Below are 18,117 nucleotides of genomic sequence, written 5' to 3' on the forward strand. Positions count from 1 at the left end.
TGATCTCGGCAGGCGCGGGCGCGTGTTCGCCCCGTCGGGCATGGCGCCCGCGGGGCCTCGCCCCGCCCGACGTCGTGGCCGGGGCCGCCCGATCCTTTGAATCCGGGGGGATTCACTGCCTCGTCACACCCCACGCGTCTCCAAGGTCTGGTCCGAGATGCTGGTGGCCCCGCACGTCTCGGCCGCCGCCCGCGCCATGCCCCCGTCGTCACCACGGCTCCATCACAGCCCCGCCGGACCTGAGTTCCGCACCCATGCCTCCGGTCCGGCCTTCGTCCGGGAGCCCCGAGACGAGCTCTTCCTCCTCGCTGTTGGCAACTTCGTCGGCGGGCAGACCTTCTACGAGAGCGGCGAGCAGCGCGACGCCCGCTTCACGCGGCTCGTCGGTGAACTCGCCGTCGAGGACCCCGAGTGGACGGCCGGTCTGCTGCGCTGGCTGCGCGGCGAGGGCAACATGCGCACGGCGTCCCTGGTGGGCGCCGCCGCGTACGTACGGGCCCGGCTGGAGGCCGGGGCATCCGCAGGCCCCTCCAACCGGTCCGTGATCGACTCCGTGCTCCAGCGCGCCGACGAGCCCGGCGAACTGCTCGCCCACTGGATCGCGGCGTACGGGCGCAAGGTGCCGCAGCCCGTGAAGCGGGGCATCGCCGACGGGGTGCGCCGCCTCTACACGTCCCGGTCCCTGCTCAAGTACGACACCGCCTCCAAGGGCTTCCGCTTCGGCGACGTGCTCAACCTGGTGCACGCCACGCCCGACCCGGCCAAACCCTGGCAGGGCGCGCTCTTCCGGTACGCCCTGGACCGCCGCCACCACCCGGAGCGAGCGCTTCCGCCGGCCTCCGACCACCTCCTGACCGCTCACCGGGCCCTGATGGAGACGCCCGTGGACGAGCGGCGGGCCGTGGTGGCCGGGCCGGGCGGCTCCGAACGGCTCGCCGCGGCGGGCATGACGTGGGAGGCCCTGGCGGGCTGGCTCCACGGCCCGATGGACGCCGCCGTCTGGGAGGCCGTGATCCCCGCGATGGGGCCGATGGCGCTCCTGAGGAACCTGCGGAACTTCGACGGGGCGGGAGTCTCGGACGCGGCCGCCGCCCTCGTCGCCGGGCGCCTCTCGGACGCCGCCGAGGTCGCCCGGTCGCGGCAGTTCCCCTTCCGCTACCTGGCCGCCCACCAGCACGCGCCGTCGCCGCGCTGGGCGGCCCCGCTGGAGCGGGCACTGGCCCACTCCCTGGCCAACGTGCCGGCCCTGCCCGGCCGGACCCTGATCCTGGTGGACCGGTCCGACTCCATGTTCTGGGACACCGTCTCCGAGCGGTCCAGGCTCACCCGCGCCGACGCGGCGGCCGTGTTCGGCACCGCGCTGGCCATGCGGGCCGAGCAGGCGGATCTGGTGGAGTTCGGCTGGGGCAGCGCCGAGGTGCCGTTCACACCGGACGAGCCGGTGCTCGACGTGCTGAAGCGCTTCCGGAGCCTCGGAGGCACCTACACCACGAAGGCGATCCGGAAGCACTACGAGGAGCACGACCGGGTCCTGATCGTCACCGACGAGCAGGTCGCCGCCTACGAGCCCACCGGACCGACCGAACCCGTCCCGGCCGACGTCCCGGTCTACACCTGGAACCTGGCGGGCTACCGGCCCGCCCACGGCCCCACAGGCCCCCACCGCCACACCTTCGGCGGCCTCACGGACGCCGCGTTCCGCATGGTCGGCCTCATCGAGGCGGGCCGCGAGGCCGCCTGGCCGTGGACGGCCGACCGGCCCGGACCCGAGCCCTCGACTCCGGGGACCGTCGATCAGCCCTGACCGGAGTCGGTCCGGGTGAACGTGCCGAGACCCTCGGTGTTCAAGTACTCGACGGTGAAGGACTTTCCCTCCGGGGTGAAGGTGACCCCGGTCAGTCCCACGGCGTTCTCGCCGGCCGTCGGGAAGCTGAACGTGTCGCCGTCGTAGTGCGTGAGCGGGTACGACCGGGGCTTCGGGCCCAGACGGAGCGTCAGGGCGCCGTCCGGGCCGGCGACGACCTCCGCGCGGCCGTAGTACGGGCTGTCGTACGTGCCCGTGTACGTGTCGGGGGCCTGCGCCGGCGCGGCACCGGACGGCGGGTGGGCGTAGTCGGTCTTCGACACGCCCTCGTTCGCCTCCTGCTCGTACAGCGCGTTCACCAGCGGGATCCAGTCGCGGCTGATCTTTCCGGTCTGCGCGATGTCGAAGAAGTCGAGGGCGACGGCGTCGGCGACGCCGACCGGCGAGGTGTTGGTCAGCACGACGATGCCGAGCTGCTCGCCGGGCAGCATCGTCACGTTGGTGTGCGCGCCCTCGGCGAACGCTCCCGTGTGCGAGAGCCTGAGCCGGCCCTCGTCGTCGTAACTCACGTTCCAGCCAAGGCCGTAGAAACCGGTCCGGCCGGCCGGGGCGTGCGGCGGGTTCGACACCGACTCGGGCCGGTGGGTGAGCTCCAGGGCGTCGGCGTCGATGATCCGCCTGCCGTCGAGCTTGCCGTCGGCCAGCTGGAGCTTCAGCCAGGTGGCCATGTCACGGGCGCTGGAGCTGACGCCTCCGGCGGGGGCCTGGGCGTCCGGGTCCCGTACGAACTCCGGCTTCCAGGCGCCGTCGACCTTGACGTGGCCCCAGGCACGGTCGGACGCCTTCGCGAAGTCCTCGAAGCGCGAGCTCGTGGAGTTCATGCCGGCCGGCTTGTAGAGGGTGTCGGCGGCGAGCTTCTCCCACGGCACGCCCTTCTCGTCGGCGACCGCCTGCGCGGCGGCCGTGAGACCGAAGTTCGTGTACGCGTAACTGGCGCGGAACGGGGCCAGGGGCTCGTAGCGCAGGTGGGACAGGATGTACGGCCGGTCGTAGCCGAGGTCTTCGAGCAGGTCACCGGCGTGGTCGGGGAGGCCGCTGCGGTGCGAGAACAGGTCGGCGACCGTGACGTGGGAGGTGACCCACGGGTCCTTGAGGGCGAAGCCCGGCACGTGCGGGGCGACCGGCTGGGTCCAGCCGTCGGTGCCCACGGCCCCGGAGACGATCGTCGACGCGATCGGCTTCGACACGGAGGCGAGCTGGAAGACGGTGTCGGCGTCGACGGCGGCGCTCTCGCCGGCCTTCCGCACGCCGTACCCCTTCAGATGGATCACCTTGCCGTCGTGGACGACGGCGACGGCCACGCCCGGCACTCCGGTGCGTTTCATGGCGTCCCGGACGACTCCGTCGAGCCGGTCGACGGCGCGCTGCACGTCCGCGTCGTCGAGCTGGGGCGGGGGCTGGGCGGGCGGCGGAGCGGGGGGCGGCGTGGGGCCGGGTGACGCGGCGCCGACAAACGCCGCCGCCAGTCCCGCCGCGGCAAGCCATCGAACGGTGCTCACGTCTCCATTCAAAGGCCTGGGCGGAGGTCTGTCGCGCGCTGCCGGTCGGGGCCGCTCCATGGCCGGCGGTAGACTCGACGACCGTGGCGGATACCCAGTACGAAGACTTGTTGAAAACGGTGCTCACCTCCGGAACGGCCAAGGCCGACCGGACGGGCACAGGCACCCGGAGTGTCTTCGGGCACCAGCTCCGCTACGACCTCTCGCAGGGCTTCCCGCTGGTCACCACCAAGAAGGTGCACCTCAAGTCCATCGTGTACGAGCTGCTGTGGTTCCTCCGCGGCGACTCGAACGTCGGCTGGCTCCAGGAGAACGGCGTCAGCATCTGGGACGAATGGGCCGACGACAAGGGCGAGCTCGGCCCCGTCTACGGCGTGCAGTGGCGCTCCTGGCCCACCCCCGACGGCCGGCACATCGACCAGATCGGCCAGCTCCTCGACACCCTGCGCCGCGACCCCGACTCCCGCCGGATGATCGTGTCCGCCTGGAACGTCGCCGAGCTCGACCGGATGGCGCTCGCCCCGTGCCACGCCTTCTTCCAGTTCTACGTCGCGGACGGCAAGCTCTCCTGCCAGCTGTACCAGCGCAGCGCGGACCTCTTCCTCGGCGTCCCGTTCAACATCGCCAGCTACGCCCTCCTCACCCACATGGTGGCGCAGCAGACCGGCCTCGAACCGGGTGACTTCATCTGGACCGGCGGCGACTGCCACATCTACGACAACCACGTGGAGCAGGTCACCGAGCAGCTCTCGCGCACGCCGTACGAGTTTCCCGAGCTGAAGCTGCACAAGGCCGACTCGCTGTTCGACTACGCCTACGCCGACGTGGAGATCGTGGGCTACCAGCACCACCCGGCGATCAAGGCTCCGGTCGCCGTATGAGCGAGCGCATGCACGACCGCACGGCCATCGGGCTCATCTGGGCGCAGACCACCGACGGGGTGATCGGCGCCGACAACGCCATCCCGTGGCGGCTCCCCGAGGACATGGCGCACTTCAAGGCGACCACCCTCGGCCACCCCGTGATCATGGGCCGCAAGACCTGGGACTCGCTGCCCCCGCGCTTCCGCCCCCTCGTCGGCCGCCGCAACATCGTGGTGACCCGCGACGCGGAGTGGACGGCCGAGGGCGCGGAGCGCGCCGGATCGATCGAGGCCGCGCTCGACCTGGCGGCAGGGTCGCAGGAGCCGGGCGGCGAGGCCGCCTGGGTGATCGGCGGTGGCGAGATCTACCGCGCCACCCTGCCCCACGCCACGACGCTCTCGGTGACGGAGGTCGACAGCCCGACGGCCGGCGACACCTACGCCCCGGCCCTCGACGCCGACTGGCGGCTCTCGGAGGACACCGGCTGGCAGGACTCCACGACCGGCCTGCGCTACCGCATCCGCCGGTACGACCGTCCGTAGTCGGCCGCTACGCCCCTACGTGGCCGGGAGGTCGTCCTGGCCTTCAGCGTTCCTCGCGAATCCCGAGGATGTACGTGGCGGTCAGCGCGACCGCGCGGTCCTCGTCCTGGGACAGGTCCGCGAGGGCGTGTGACGCCGTGCTTCCCGGGATGTCCGCGAGGGCCTGAACGAGGCGGAGGCGCGAGGGCGGCCGTGTGTCCTCGTGGGCGAGGCGGTCCACGAGCAGGCCGGTGATCCGGTCCGCGAGCGCGGGACGGCTCGCCAGGGCGCCCAGAGCGTCGGCCGCGGGCACGTCGTTCACCTCCTCGACGATCATGTCGAGGAGGGTGGGGACGGCCTCGTCCGCACCCCGTACCCCCAGCTCCAGGGCTGCGTACCTCCGCACCGAGGCGTCGTCGGCCGCCAGCGCCTCCCGCAGCAGCTCCGTCGCCAGGTCGCCGGGGATCTCGGCGATGGACCGGACCGCGCGTGTCCGCACATCGGCCTGCCGTGAGCCGAGCCCACGGGCGAGGAGCGGCAGTCCGGCCTCGCCCGATCGTGCGATGGCCCAGCGGAGGGCTCCCGCCACGCTCGGGTCCGTCTCGCTCAGCACCGCCTCGACCAGTGCCTCCACCGGCACCGGGGCCTCCTCGGCGGAGGACAGGGCCGCGCGCTGCCTCGTCTCGGGGCTCTTCGACCCGAGGGCCTGGAGGAGCGCGACGATCTGGAGGACGTCCTGCCAGCCGGCGGGTTCCGCGGAGTCGATCCGGCGCAGCCGCGTGAGCAGTTCCGTCTCGGCCGCGATGCGTGCGCGCGTCTGCTGGGCGAGGTCGGCGACGAGCTCCGCGGGAGCGAAACCGGGATCGTCGAGCGCGCGCCCGACCTCGCGCAGCGAGAGCCCCAGGGAGCGCAGGCTCTCGATGTGGAAGACGCGCCGGATGTCCGCGTCGGAGTACTCCCGGTAGCCGCCGCCCGTACGACCTGTCGGCCGCACCAGGCCGAGGGACTCGTAGTGCCGGAGCATGCGGGCGCTGACCCCGGAGTGCCGCGCGACATCACCGATCAACACAGACTCTCACTCCTCCTGGCCGGTCGGGCCGAGGGCCACGATCCGCTTGGCCTCCTCGATCGCGAAGTCGAAGCCGGCGTCCGGGTCGCGCGACAGCTTCTCCGTGGCGATCGCGTGCTGACGCACGTGGGGGCGGGAATCCGACATGGCCGCGCGCAGGACCGGTGTCATCGCCTCGCCGAGCGCGATCAGCGCCCTGCTCAGGCTCAGCTGCGTCTCCCGCCCGCCCTGCCCGAGCCGGCTCGCCAGCGTTCCGGCCAGCTCGGACTCCTCGCCTTCGGGGACGAGTACGACGGCCGCCCGCCAGGCGCTCCGTGCCACCTCGTCGTCGGCGTCGGTCAGGAGCTCCCGGGTGATCGCCGGCCAGGCCCGACCGTCGCCGATCTTGGACAGCGTGTGCAGGGCCTGGCTGCGCGCCTGGGACCGGTCCGAGCGGAGCTCGCCGAGGAGCCGGGGGAGCGTCAGCGCGGACGCGTGGCGGGTGAGGGCCCAGGTGAGCATTTCGCGGACCTGGAAGTCGGGTTCGATCGCGCACCGCCCGACGAGCCCGTCGACGTACCGCGAGTCGGGTGCCGTGCCCACCGCGAGCGCCGCCCGCAGCCGGACCGAAGCGCTGTCGTCGCCGAGCCCCCGCAGAGCCCGCATCACCGTCGTGCCCTCGTTCGTCATGGTCATCGAGACCACCTCCTGGGCCACAGTGAAGACCTTGTCACCGTGTCAAGGTCAAACGGGGCCGCGCGGGCGGCCCTGCGGGGGAGCGGGGTTCAGTAGGTGTGACCGACGTGGGCGAGGGCCTGCTTGAGGAGCGTTCCCTGGCCGCCCGGCATCTCGTTCTGCACGGTCGGGGAGGCCGCTTCCTGCGGGCTGAACCAGACCAGGTCCAGGGCGTCCTGCCGCGGGCGGCAGTCGCCGGTGACCGGGACGATGTACGCCAGGGACACGGCGTGCTGGCGCGGGTCGTGGAAGGCGGTGACGCCGGCCGTGGGGAAGTACTCGGCGACGGTGAAGGGCTGCAAGGAAGCGGGGACGCGCGGCAGGGCCACAGGTCCGAGGTCCTTCTCCAGGTGGCGGAGGAGTGCGTCACGGACCCGCTCGTGGTACATGACACGGCCGGACACCAGAGTGCGGCTGATCGTCCCCTCCGCGCCGATCCGCAGGAGCAGTCCGATGCTGGTGACCTCGCCGCTGTCGTCCACGCGCACGGGGACGGCCTCGACGTAGAGGATCGGCATCCGGGCCCTGGCCGTGCCCAGTTCGTCCGCGGTCAGCCAGCCGGGCGTGGTCTCAGTCATGTCAGACATCGATTGATCATACTTTCCGGGTCGCGCTTCGGCCCCGGGCAGCGTGTCTGCCAGCCGGGTGGGAGTTCGGGGTGGCCGCCGTGGGAGGAGGCGGTCAGAGGGGCTTGATCCGGGTCCGCAGCAGGCAGAACTCGTTGCCCTCCGGGTCGGCGAGGACGTGCCAGCTGACGGTGGGGTCCTGGCCGACGTCGGCGGGCTTGGCACCGAGGGCGAGCAGGCGCTCCAGCTCCGCGTCCTGGTCGCGGTCGGTGGAGTTGACGTCGATGTGCAGGGGGAGCTTCCCGGCCCGCGGGTCGCTGCTGGGGCTGAGGAGCAGGGTGGGCTGCGGTCCGCCCCAGCCGGTGCCGGGCGGTCCGATCTGGATGCTTCCGTCGCCCTCCCGGCCGATCTCGACGTACCCGAGGACCTCGCTCCAGAACGCGGCGAGCCGCTCGGGCTCGGCGCAGTCGAGGACCAGTTCGGTGATGCGGCATGCCATGTCCACGAGTGTACGTGCCGACTCGTGATGACGTGCTGTCATATGGGCACCCGGGAAACCGGGTTGGGCGTGACGGCAGCCCCGCGACATGCGTTCCGCCGGGTTCGGGCGGTCCGCGTCCCCGCGTGAGGACGGTCGATGCGCCGGGGCCCGCCCCAGGCGCCTCCCGCCCCCCTTGCATCCGAGTGCCGCCACGACGGGGAAGAAGTGGCACAGGGCGTGTACGCCACGGCAATCGGTGAAACGGATCAGCGCATGGACACTCCCACACCGTCCGAGGGCGTCCGGTGTCTGGTCACCGGCGCGAGCGGCTACATCGGGGGCCGCCTCGTCCCGGAACTGCTCGACAGCGGCTTTCGCGTGCGCTGTCTCGCGCGGCACCCGGACAAGCTCCGCGACTTCCCCTGGGCCGACCGCGCGGAGACGGTGCGCGGGGACGTCACCGACGCGGCGAGCCTCCGCGAGGCGCTCGCCGGCGTCGACATCGCGTACTACCTCGTGCACTCCATGAGCTCGACGGCGGACTTCGAGGACACCGACCGGCTCGCCGCCCGCACCTTCGCCGCGGAGGCCCGCTCCGCCGGGATCCGGCGCATCGTCTACCTGGGCGGTCTCGCTCCCCGGGGAGCGAGGGACGACGAGCTCTCGCCCCACCTGCGCTCCCGTGCCGAGGTGGGCCGCATCCTCCTCGACTCGGGCGTCCCGACCACCGTGCTGCGGGCGGCCGTCGTCATCGGCTCCGGATCGGCCTCCTTCGAGATGCTGCGGTACCTGACCGAACGGCTGCCGGTCATGGTCACGCCGAGCTGGGTCGGCAGCCGGGTCCAGCCCATCGCGGTCCGCGACGTGCTGCGGTACCTGGTGGGCAGCGCCGACATGCCCCCCGGCGTCAGCCGGACCTTCGACATCGGCGGCCCCGACGTGCTCACCTACCGGAAGATGATGGTGCTGTACGCGCAGGTCGCCGGGCTCCGCAAACGCCTGATCGTCCCCGTACCGGTCCTCACGCCGAGGCTGTCCAGCCAGTGGATCGGTCTCGTCACGCCGGTCCCGGCCTCCCTGGCCCGGCCGCTCACCGAATCGCTCCGGCACGAGGTGGTCTGCACCGAGAACGACATCACGCGGTACGTTCCGGACGGCCCCGGAACGCCCATCCCCTTCGAACAGTCCCTGCGGCTCGCCCTCCGCCGCGTGCGCGAGGCGCGGGTCACCACCCGCTGGACCTCCGCCTCGCCGCCGGGGGCGCCGAGCGATCCGCTGCCGACCGACCCGGACTGGGCGGGCGGCAGCCTGTACACGGACGAGCGGTCGCGCACGGTCGACGCGAGCCCGGAGTCGCTGTGGCGCGTCATCGAGGGCGTGGGCGGGGAGAACGGCTGGTACTCCTTCCCGCTGGCCTGGGCCGTCCGCGGCTGGGCGGACCGGCTCGTCGGGGGAGTGGGGCTGCGCCGGGGCCGCCGGGACGCGGAGCGCCTCCGGGTCGGTGACGCGCTGGACTTCTGGCGCGTCGAGGAGATCGACCGCGGACGCCTCCTGAGGCTCCGGGCGGAGATGCGCCTGCCGGGCCTCGCGTGGCTGGAGATGGCCGTCGACCAGGACGAACGGGGCCGGACCTCGTACCGGCAGAGGGCACTCTTCCACCCCAGAGGCCTCGCGGGGCAGACGTACTGGTGGAGCGTGGCCCCGTTCCACGCGGTGGTCTTCGGCGGCATGGCCAGGAACATCGCCCGGACCGCCGAGACGGAGCCCGCGCCGGGGCGCACCGTGAACGGAGGTCATCGCTGATGCCGGACGAACGCGGCCCCGCGCGGGCACCGGACGCGCCGGAGGGCACCGGTCCGCGCGCCGCGACGGTCCGGGACCCGCCCCGACACCGAGTCGGTTCCGTGTACCTCACGACGTCCGCATAGGCTGGCCGTGTGGATGACGGGCATGCGGGGGCGATCGTGACGGACGACGGGAGCAGGGCCGATCTGCAGAAGTTCGCGGTGGCGCTGCGCCGGACCGTCGGAGAGGTGAACCGTCTGGTCCACGGCTTCGCGTCCACCGAGAACCTGCACCCCACCGACGTCCACGCGCTCTCGTTCGTGCTCGACCATCCCGATACGGCCACACCGGGACTGCTGAGAGAGCATCTCGGTCTGACCTCCGGAGCGGTCACCGCCTGCCTCGACCGTCTGGAGAAGGCCGGCCACATCCGTCGCAGCAGGGCTGACGACGACCGGCGCGTCGTACGCATCCACTACGTCCCGGGGGCCCGAGCCGCGGCGCGGGCCCACTTCATGCCGCTCGCGCAGGCGGCGGATCGTGCGCGCGACCGGTTCACGGAGGACGAACTCGCGGTCGTTCTGAGGTACCTCGACGCCCTGAACGAGGAGCTCGGCGAGCTGCGCGCGCCCCGCCGCTGACGCTGCCCGCCGCGGTTCGCTCCGCCGGCGCGGTCTCCCGGCCGCGATGCCGTTTCCCGAAGGCTGCATCCATCGGCGAGCGAAGCACGGAAGGTCGTCGAGGGCGCGGCCGTCCGGACGTCCCGCCCGGCGGTGTCCCCTCCCTGTGTCCGTGCTTCAATCTATCTCGATCATTGAGATAATCAATCGTCGAGAGACATTGCGAGGAGTTCCCATGCCCTCATCCCTCCGGTGGCCGAGCAGACTGCTGCCGCTGCTGGTGCTGGTCGCGTGGCTCGTCATCGGGGGAGGGCTCGGTCCCTACGCCGGCAGGCTCGGCGACGTGGCGACCAACGACCAGTCCGCCTTCCTGCCGCGCACCGCGGAATCCACCCTGGTCCTGCGGGAGCAGGAAGCCTTCCGTCAGGAGGAGACCCTGCCGGCCCTGGTCGTCTGGACCGCCGAGGGAGGAGGGCGCGTCCCCCCGTCGACGCAGGCGGCCGCCACGCGGGCCCTGGCCACCCTCAAGAGCGCGCACGGCGTGGTCGGAACCCCCACCCCGGCGTTCCCGTCCGGGGACGGCGAGGCCCTGCGGGGAATCGTCCAGCTCCGCCCCGACCTCGGCGACGAGCTGCCCGCGACACTGGACGAGATCGAGGCCGCGGTCTCCGCCGTACAGGGGACCGAGGCATGGCTGGCCGGCCCCGCCGCGACGCAGGAGGACCTCCGTGACGCCTTCGCCGGCATCGACGGCCTCCTCCTCGTCGTCGCGCTGGCGACCGTCCTGGTGATCCTTCTCCTGGTCTACCGGAGCGTCCTGCTGCCGCTGCTGATCATCGTCGGTGCCGTCTTCGCCCTCGGCCTGGCCTGCGCCGTCGTCTACGTCCTGGCGGACCACGACCTCGTGCGGGTCGACGGCCAGGTGCAGGGCATCCTGTCCATCCTCGTGATCGGCGCGGCGACGGACTACGCCCTCCTGCTGGCCGCCCGCTACCGGGAGGAGCTCGGCGCACGCGACGGGGACAGGGTCCCGGCCATGCGCGCCGCCCTGAGGCAGTCCCTCGGCCCGATCGCGGCCAGCGCCGCCACGGTCGCGCTCGGCCTGCTCGCCCTGCTGCTCAGCGACCTCACCAACAACCGGGCGCTCGGCCCCGTCGGCGCCATCGGCATCGCCTGCGCCCTCCTCAGTGCGGTGACCTTCCTCCCCGCAGCCCTGGTCCTGCTCGGGCGGGCCGCGTACTGGCCGGCCCGTCCCAAGGCTACGGCCGACGACGAGGCGCATCCCGTCTGGCGCAAGGTCGCGTCCCTCGTCGACCGCGCACCTCGCAGGGTCTGGGCCGTCGCCCTCACCGCTCTGCTCCTCTGCGCCGCCTTCTCTCCCACACTCGTATCGAAGGGAGTCCCGCTGGACGAGATCTTCGTCAAGGACGCCCCCTCCGTCGCCGCCCAGGCGCGCCTGGGCCGGCACTTCCCCGGGGGCGCGGGCAACCCCGCCGTCGTCATCGCCGACGTGGCGGCCGCCCAGGAGGTGCGCACCGCCGCGCAGGAGGTCGACGGAGTCGACTCCGCGACGCTCTTCGCCACCCCCGGCACCGCACGGCCGCTCGTCGCCGACGGGCGTGTCCGGATCGACGTCACCCTCCAGGACGCCGCGGACTCCGATGCGGCCAAGGACACCGTGGCGCGCCTGCGCTCCACGGTGCACGCCGTCCCGGGAGCCGACGCCCTCGTCGGCGGCTACACCGCCCAGCAGTACGACACCAGGCTCACGGCCGAACGGGACAGGGCGCTCATCGTCCCGGTCGTGCTGGCGATCATCCTGGTGATCCTCGTCGGCCTGTTGCGCTCCCTGCTGCTGCCCGTGCTGCTGGTGGCGACGGTGGGGCTCAACTTCCTGGCCACGCTGGGCGTCTCCGCCCTGGTGTTCGAGCACGTCTTCGGGTTCACCGGAACCGACTCGGCCGTCCCCTTGTACGGATTCGTCTTCCTGGTCGCCCTCGGTGTCGACTACAACATCTTCCTCATGTCGCGGGTGCGCGAGGAGACGACCGTGCACGGCACGCGCGAGGGCGTGCGCCGCGGGCTGGTCGCCACGGGCGGGGTCATCACCTCGGCCGGCGTCGTCCTCGCCGCCACCTTCGCCGCACTGGGCGTCATCCCGCTGGCGTTCCTGGTCCAGATCGCCTTCATCGTGGCCTTCGGCGTGCTGCTCGACACCCTCGTGGTCCGCTCGCTCCTGGTTCCCGCCCTCGTCCGGGACATCGGCCCCGTGATCTGGTGGCCCGGCTCGCTGAGGCACCGCCCCTGACTCCCGGCCGGGCACGGAGCATGAGAACGCAGGTGCGCCGGAGACGGCTCCAGAGGCGCCGCGGCCCCCACACCCGGTCGGGGGCCGCGACGGGTGCATCCGCCGCACGGGGTTTCGGGGAACCGCGGATGCAGGAGTCCGAAACCAGTACGCCGACGTGACCTGTTCGCGACCGGCGTCCGAACAGGGAGGGCGCGATGACCGTCTCCGTCGTTCTGTACACCTCTGACCTCAGGGTCCACGACCATCCGCCGCTGAGGGCCGCGCTCGAAGGAGCGCAGGAAGTGGTTCCGCTGTTCGTCCGCGACCCGGCCGTGGACCGCGCGGGGTTCGCGGCCCCCAACCGGCTGGCCTTCCTCGCCGACTGCCTCGCGGACCTGGACCGGGGGCTGGCGGACCGCGGCGGCCGTCTCGTGGTGCGGGAGGGCGACACGGTGTCCGAGGTGCGGACCCTGGTGCGGCAGACCGAGGCCGACGAGGTGCACATGGCGGCCGGTGTGACGGCGTTCGCCAGGGAACGGGAGGCGCGACTGCGCAAGGCGCTGGAGGACGACGGCTGTCGGCTGTACGTACACGACGGCGTGGTCACCGTCGTGCCACCCGGCGACGTCCTCCCCCACGGATCGGATCACTTCGCGGTGTTCACGCCCTACTACAAACGCTGGACCGCCGAGCCGCTCCGGACGCCCCTGTCCGCCCCCACATCCCTGCACGTCCCCTCGGACGTGCGGTCCGAGCGCATCCGGCGGCGTTCCGCGGTCGCGGACGTGTCGCCGGCCCTCGCCGTGGGAGGGGAGAGCGAGGGACGCAGGCTGCTCGGCTCGTGGCTCGCGCAGCACCTCGACACGTACCAGGACCGCCACGACGATCTGGCGGGTGACGTCACGTCCCGCCTCTCGCCCTATCTCCACTTCGGTGCCGTGTCCGCCACCGAGGCGGTGCACCGGGCGAGCAGGCGGGGCGGTGAGGGAGCCGACGCCTTCGTGCGGCAGCTGTGCTGGCGCGACTTCCACCATCAGGTCCTGGCCGCGCGACCCGAGGCGGCGGGCGCGGACTACCGTCCGCGCCAGGACCGTTGGAGGCGGGGCGCCGACGCCGAAGCAGACCTCGCCGCCTGGCGGGAGGGGCGTACCGGCTATCCCGTCGTCGACGCCGCCATGCGGCAACTCGCCCACGAGGGATGGATGCACAACCGCGGCCGGTTGATCACCGCGTCCTTCCTGGTGAAGACGCTCTACATCGACTGGAGGGAGGGGGCGCGTCACTTCCTGTCGCTGCTGGTGGACGGTGACGTCGCGAACAACCAGCTCAACTGGCAGTGGGTGGCGGGCACAGGCACGGACACCAGGCCGCAGCGCGTCCTCAACCCGGTGCGGCAGGGCAAGCGGTACGACCCCGACGGCAGCTACGTCCGGCGTTGGGTTCCGGAGCTCGCGGACCTCGACGGACCGGTCGTCCACGAGCCCTGGCGGCTCACCGGACTCGACCGGGCGTCGGTCGACTACCCGGACCCGCTGGTCGAGCTCCCCGAGGCCCTGGAGCGATTCCGGCAGGCCCGGAGCGCGGCCTGATCCGGTGCCCTCGCTTCGCATCGATGTGCACCGGGATTTCGATGCAAGAACGATGCGAATTGTGCCGAAGGGGGTGCGGGGCGGACCGTGAGGGTGTGCGGGGCCGGTGAACTCCCGACGCCGCTCCCGCCGCGGCAAGCCCCCGGTGGACGTCCCACGCCACCGCCCGGAGGAGGAAGCGTCATGACCGCACACCGGCTCACCGGCTGTTCCGCCCGCCAGTCGGAACGGCCTCCCGGTCACACGCCGCCCGGCGACGGCGACGACTGGATCGCCCGTGGCCTGGTCCGCGGCGACGAGTACTGTCTGGCCGCGGCCTACCGACGCTGGGGCCGCCTGGTCCACACCCTGGCGGCCCGGGCTCTGGGGGACCCCCGCGAGGCGGAGGACGTCACCCAGCAGGTGTTCGTCGCCGCGTGGAGCGGGCGAGGCAACTTCCGCCCCGAACGCGGCACCCTGCCGGCGTGGCTCACCGGCATCACCCGCCGGAAGATCGCCGACGCGCTGACCGCCCGCACCCGCCGCACCGAGCTCGCGACGACCCTCGGGGCCACCCTGGAGCACGAGGCCCGGACGGGCGATCAGCCCGAGCTGCTCCTCGACCGGATGGTCGTCACCGACGAACTGGCCAGACTGCCCCGCGTCCAGCGCGACGTGCTGCGACTCGCCTACTTCGCCGACCTCACCCAGACACAGATCGCCGACCGCACCGGCCTGCCCCTGGGCACCGTCAAGAGCCATGCACGGCGCGGCCTCCAGCGCATGCGCCACAGCCTGGAGCTCGCCGCCGCCGGAGGCTGACCGGGTCGTACGGCCGCCCCAGGGGCTCCGAAGACCGACACGAGACAGACCCGCCGCCCCGACCGGCCGGCGGCACACACAAGGGGTGGAGACGATGAACGGACGAAGCGTCGCGGTGGTGGGAGCGGGGGTGGCGGGACTCACCGCCGCCCATCTCCTGTCCCGCGTCCACGACGTGGTGCTGTACGAAGCGGAGGACCGGCTCGGCGGCCACGCGCACACGCACGAACTGCCCGCCGCCGAGGGCGGGACGCTCCACGTGGACACCGGCTTCATCGTCCACAACGAGCGGACCTACCCCCACCTCCTGCGCCTCTTCCGCGAACTCGGCGTCACCACGCAGGACTCCGAGATGAGCATGTCCGTCCGCTGTGACGGATGCGGCCTCGAATACGCCGGCGCGCGCGGAATCGGCGGCCTCCTCGGCGGCGGCAACGTCCGCCGCGGCCGCCACCTGCGGATGCTCGCCGAGGTCCCCCGCTTCCACCGGCTCGCGCGCCGCCTGATGTCCGCCGACGACACCACCTCCACCCTCGGGGACTTCCTGCGGGCCCACCGCTTCTCCGCCCACTTCGTCGGCCACTTCGCGATCCCCCTCGTCTCCGCCGTCTGGTCCTGCGCCCCCGACACCGCCCTTCGCCACCCTGCCGTGTACCTGTTCCGTTTCCTCCACCACCACGGTCTGCTCTCCGTGACCGGATCGCCCCGGTGGAAGACCGTCACCGGCGGATCGGCCGCCTACGTCGAACGGATCGCGAAGGGTCTCACCTCCGTACGGACCGCGACCCCGGTGCGCACCGTCGTGCGCGGAGCCGACCGCGCGACCGTCGTCACCGCCGACGGCGAGGCGGCCGAACACGCCGCCGTCGTGATCGCCGTCCACCCCGACCAGGCCCTGCGCCTCCTGGCCGATCCCACCGCACACGAACGGCGCGTCCTCGGCGCCTTCACGTACTCCCGCAACCCGACGGTCCTGCACCGCGACACCACCCTCCTGCCGCGCTCGCCGCACGCCAGGGCCTCCTGGAACTACTGGCTGCCCTCCTGCACGGCGCGCCCGGGATCCGTCCAGGTCAGCTACGACATGAACCGGCTGCAGCGACTCCCGGACAGCCGCCCGCACATCGTCACCCTCAACCCCGGCGACCGCGTCGACGAGTCCACCGTCCTGGCCCGCATGACGTACGAACACCCCGTCTACACCCCGGAGTCCGTGGCCGCGCAGCGCCTTCTGCCCGCCCTGCGCACCCCGGTGACCGCCTACGCGGGTGCCTACCACGGCTGGGGCTTCCACGAGGACGGCTGCCGCTCCGGCGTCGAGGCCGCCCGCCACCTGGGAGCGGACGCCTCATGAGCAGCGCCGACCCACCGCCCGTCCCCGCCCTCTACGAGACCGAGGTCGCCCACACCCGCGTCACTCCCTTCCGCTACGCGCTCCGCCACCGCACGTACCTGTGGCTGGTCGACCTCGACGACCTGCCCGTCCTTCCCCTGCCCTTGCGTCCCCTCGCCCGCTTCGATCCGTCCGACCACTTCGACGGCGGCGCCCCCACCCTGCGGGCCGGCCTGGAGGCCTGCCTCGCGGCCCACGGCGTGGCGGACGCGGACGGTCAGGTGCTGATGCTCGCCCACGCACGCGTCCTCGGACACGTCTTCAACCCGCTCACCCTGTACTGGTGCCACGACCGGGCCGGACGTCCCCGCTGCGTCGTCGCCGAGGTGCACAACACCTACGGCGGGCGCCACACCTATCTGCTGCAGCCCGACGCACGGGGCCGCGCGGTGACGGCCAAGGAGTTCTACGTCTCGCCGTTCCTCGACGTCGAGGGTGCCTACCGCATGCGGCTGCCACTCCCCGGCGACCGCCTCGACCTGACCGTCCAGCTCCGCCGCACGGACGGCTCCCGCCCCCTGACGGCCACCGTCCGCGGCACCCGCCGGCCCGCCCGCCCGAGCACCCTGCTCGCGGCGGCGGTCCGCCACCCCTGGTCGACCGCCTCGGTCTCCCTCGGCATCCGTCGCCACGGCATCCGGCTCTACCTCAAGGGGCTCCGCGTCCGCCCCCGTCCCCGTACCGTCCCCGCCCCGCAGGAAGGCACCCCGTGACCCTCTCCCTTCCGCAGGCCACGCCGTCCGCCGGCCACGTTCCGGTGGACCCGGACCGCTGGCCCGACGTAGCCCGGCTGCCTCGTGCCTCCGCCGTGCGCACCGCCGTCGCCCGCCGGCTCGTGGAGCGGGCGTTCGCCCGGCTGCCCCTGCGGACGAGCGCCGGCCGAGGCGTGCCCCTCGGAAACCGGCGGACCGGCGCCGACGTGCCGACCCTCGTGCTCCACGATCCGGAAGCCTTCCACCGGCGGATCGGCGCCGACGGGCTGATCGGCTTCGGCGAGTCGTACATGGCCGGTGAATGGGACGCCGACGACCTCGTCGGTGTCCTCACCGTCCTCGCCCGTCACGTCGACGACCTCGTTCCCGCCCCGCTGCACCGGTTCCGGGGTGCCTGGGTCCGGCGCAGGCCCGTTGCCGACCGCAACACGCCCGACGGGGCGCGCGAGAACATCCACCGCCACTACGACCTCTCCAACGAGCTCTTCGCCCTCTTCCTCGACCCCGGTCTCAGCTACTCCTCGGCCGTCTTCGACCCCCTCCGGAGAGAGCCCGGGATCCTCTCCGACGCACACTTCACCGCTGCCCAGCACCGCAAGATCGACCGGCTTCTCGACCTGGCCGGGACCGGCCCGGGCACCGAGCTCCTGGAGATCGGCACCGGCTGGGGCGAACTCGCGATCCGTGCCGCCGCCCGGGGCGCCCGCGTCCGCACCGTCACCCTCTCCGAGGAACAGCTCGCCCTCGCGCGCCGACGCGTCGCGCGTGCCGGCGCCGACGACCGCGTGACCGTCGAACTGCTCGACTACCGTCAGGTCCGGGGCAGTTACGACGCGATCGTGAGCGTCGAGATGATCGAGGCCGTCGGCGCCGAGTACTGGTCCGACTACTTCACCGCGCTCCGCCGCCTCCTCGCCCCGGGCGGCCGCGTCGCCCTCCAGGCCATCACCATGCCGCACGCACGCATGCTCGCCACCGCCCGGACCCACACGTGGATCAGCAAGTACGTCTTTCCCGGCGGTCTGATCCCCTCCCCACGGGCCATCGCGGAGGAGAGCGCCGCCGCCGGCCTGCGGATCACCCACCGAGCAAGCTACGGCGACCACTACGCAGAGACCCTCCGCCAGTGGCGCGCACGCTTCCTCCGAGAGGAGTCCGCCGTGGCGGCACTCGGCTTCGACCCCGTCTTCCGGCGCATGTGGGATTTCTACCTCGCCTACTCCGAGGCCGGATTCCGCTCCCGTTACCTCGACGTCCTCCAACTCCGGCTCACGGCCGACGACTCGGAGGCCGCAGGATGAGCCCCGCGAGCCGCAGGCCCGGGTCCGCGCCGCCCGCCGCCACCGCCC

The 18,117-nt window shown here is 72.7% G+C and carries 16 protein-coding genes; 11 read left to right on the forward strand and 5 right to left on the reverse strand.

Annotated elements, in window-relative coordinates; all coding sequences use genetic code 11:
• The first annotated feature begins 157 nt into the window (after positions 1 to 157).
• Positions 158 to 1,804, forward strand: coding sequence for a TROVE domain-containing protein (locus ACFYX3_RS10390; RefSeq protein WP_389010680.1), 1,647 nt, complete (start codon positions 158 to 160; stop codon positions 1,802 to 1,804).
• Here the strand turns inward: ACFYX3_RS10390 and ACFYX3_RS10395 are convergent.
• Complete coding sequence (locus tag ACFYX3_RS10395; RefSeq protein ID WP_389010683.1) at positions 1,795 to 3,363, reverse strand: serine hydrolase; 1,569 nt, start codon at positions 3,361 to 3,363, stop codon at positions 1,795 to 1,797. The genes ACFYX3_RS10390 and ACFYX3_RS10395 overlap by 10 nt on opposite strands.
• 83 nt (positions 3,364 to 3,446) lie before the next feature.
• Between ACFYX3_RS10395 and ACFYX3_RS10400 the strand changes: the two genes are divergently transcribed.
• Both ACFYX3_RS10400 and ACFYX3_RS10405 read left to right on the forward strand, forming a co-directional pair.
• Positions 3,447 to 4,244, forward strand: a complete 798-nt coding sequence (locus ACFYX3_RS10400) for a thymidylate synthase (protein ID WP_382656788.1) — start codon at positions 3,447 to 3,449, stop codon at positions 4,242 to 4,244.
• On the forward strand, positions 4,241 to 4,768 hold the full coding sequence (locus ACFYX3_RS10405) for a dihydrofolate reductase (RefSeq protein WP_376586912.1): 528 nt from the start codon (positions 4,241 to 4,243) through the stop codon (positions 4,766 to 4,768). Before ACFYX3_RS10400 ends, ACFYX3_RS10405 begins: the two co-directional genes overlap by 4 nt.
• A gap of 43 nt (positions 4,769 to 4,811) precedes the next feature.
• On the opposite strand, the gene ACFYX3_RS10410 is transcribed toward ACFYX3_RS10405, so the two are convergent.
• From ACFYX3_RS10410 to ACFYX3_RS10425, 4 genes are all read right to left on the reverse strand, one after another.
• Complete coding sequence (locus tag ACFYX3_RS10410; RefSeq protein ID WP_389010688.1) at positions 4,812 to 5,816, reverse strand: HEAT repeat domain-containing protein; 1,005 nt, start codon at positions 5,814 to 5,816, stop codon at positions 4,812 to 4,814.
• A gap of 6 nt (positions 5,817 to 5,822) precedes the next feature.
• Positions 5,823 to 6,491: a HEAT repeat domain-containing protein gene (locus tag ACFYX3_RS10415; RefSeq protein ID WP_389010691.1), complete on the reverse strand. Its 669-nt coding sequence runs from the start codon at positions 6,489 to 6,491 to the stop codon at positions 5,823 to 5,825.
• Between the two features lie 89 nt (positions 6,492 to 6,580).
• Positions 6,581 to 7,108: an NUDIX hydrolase family protein gene (locus tag ACFYX3_RS10420; protein ID WP_382657539.1), complete on the reverse strand. Its 528-nt coding sequence runs from the start codon at positions 7,106 to 7,108 to the stop codon at positions 6,581 to 6,583.
• A gap of 103 nt (positions 7,109 to 7,211) precedes the next feature.
• A complete protein-coding gene (locus ACFYX3_RS10425) occupies positions 7,212 to 7,595 on the reverse strand; it encodes a VOC family protein (RefSeq protein WP_389010694.1) in 384 nt (127 codons plus the stop codon).
• A 255-nt stretch (positions 7,596 to 7,850) separates the two neighbouring features.
• Here ACFYX3_RS10425 and ACFYX3_RS10430 point away from each other — a divergent pair, with 255 nt between their 5' ends.
• From ACFYX3_RS10430 to ACFYX3_RS10465, 8 genes are all read left to right on the forward strand, one after another.
• The gene (locus tag ACFYX3_RS10430; RefSeq protein ID WP_389010697.1) at positions 7,851 to 9,380 is read left to right on the forward strand and encodes an SDR family oxidoreductase; all 1,530 of its coding nucleotides are present in this window, start codon (positions 7,851 to 7,853) and stop codon (positions 9,378 to 9,380) included.
• Between the two features lie 134 nt (positions 9,381 to 9,514).
• Positions 9,515 to 10,003 carry a MarR family winged helix-turn-helix transcriptional regulator gene (locus ACFYX3_RS10435; RefSeq protein ID WP_389010700.1) on the forward strand — a complete coding sequence of 163 codons (489 nt, stop codon included), beginning with the start codon at positions 9,515 to 9,517 and terminating at the stop codon, positions 10,001 to 10,003.
• 214 nt (positions 10,004 to 10,217) lie between these two features.
• On the forward strand, positions 10,218 to 12,290 hold the full coding sequence (locus ACFYX3_RS10440; RefSeq protein WP_389010703.1) for an MMPL family transporter: 2,073 nt from the start codon (positions 10,218 to 10,220) through the stop codon (positions 12,288 to 12,290).
• Between the two features lie 197 nt (positions 12,291 to 12,487).
• Positions 12,488 to 13,861 carry a cryptochrome/photolyase family protein gene (locus tag ACFYX3_RS10445; protein WP_389010706.1) on the forward strand — a complete coding sequence of 458 codons (1,374 nt, stop codon included), beginning with the start codon at positions 12,488 to 12,490 and terminating at the stop codon, positions 13,859 to 13,861.
• A gap of 183 nt (positions 13,862 to 14,044) precedes the next feature.
• On the forward strand, positions 14,045 to 14,662 hold the full coding sequence (locus ACFYX3_RS10450; RefSeq protein ID WP_389010709.1) for a sigma-70 family RNA polymerase sigma factor: 618 nt from the start codon (positions 14,045 to 14,047) through the stop codon (positions 14,660 to 14,662).
• 94 nt (positions 14,663 to 14,756) lie between these two features.
• Complete coding sequence (locus tag ACFYX3_RS10455; RefSeq protein WP_389010712.1) at positions 14,757 to 16,016, forward strand: NAD(P)/FAD-dependent oxidoreductase; 1,260 nt, start codon at positions 14,757 to 14,759, stop codon at positions 16,014 to 16,016.
• The gene (locus ACFYX3_RS10460; RefSeq protein ID WP_389010715.1) at positions 16,013 to 16,768 is read left to right on the forward strand and encodes a DUF1365 domain-containing protein; all 756 of its coding nucleotides are present in this window, start codon (positions 16,013 to 16,015) and stop codon (positions 16,766 to 16,768) included. The genes ACFYX3_RS10455 and ACFYX3_RS10460 overlap by 4 nt, the downstream gene beginning before the upstream one ends.
• Complete coding sequence (locus ACFYX3_RS10465) at positions 16,765 to 18,069, forward strand: class I SAM-dependent methyltransferase (RefSeq protein ID WP_389010718.1); 1,305 nt, start codon at positions 16,765 to 16,767, stop codon at positions 18,067 to 18,069. Before ACFYX3_RS10460 ends, ACFYX3_RS10465 begins: the two co-directional genes overlap by 4 nt.
• The last annotated feature ends 48 nt before the right edge of the window (positions 18,070 to 18,117 follow it).

Origin of the sequence: Streptomyces sp. NPDC002463, from assembly GCF_042889835.1 — a bacterium.
In the GTDB taxonomy this organism is placed as follows: domain Bacteria; phylum Actinomycetota; class Actinomycetes; order Streptomycetales; family Streptomycetaceae; genus Streptomyces; species Streptomyces nymphaeiformis.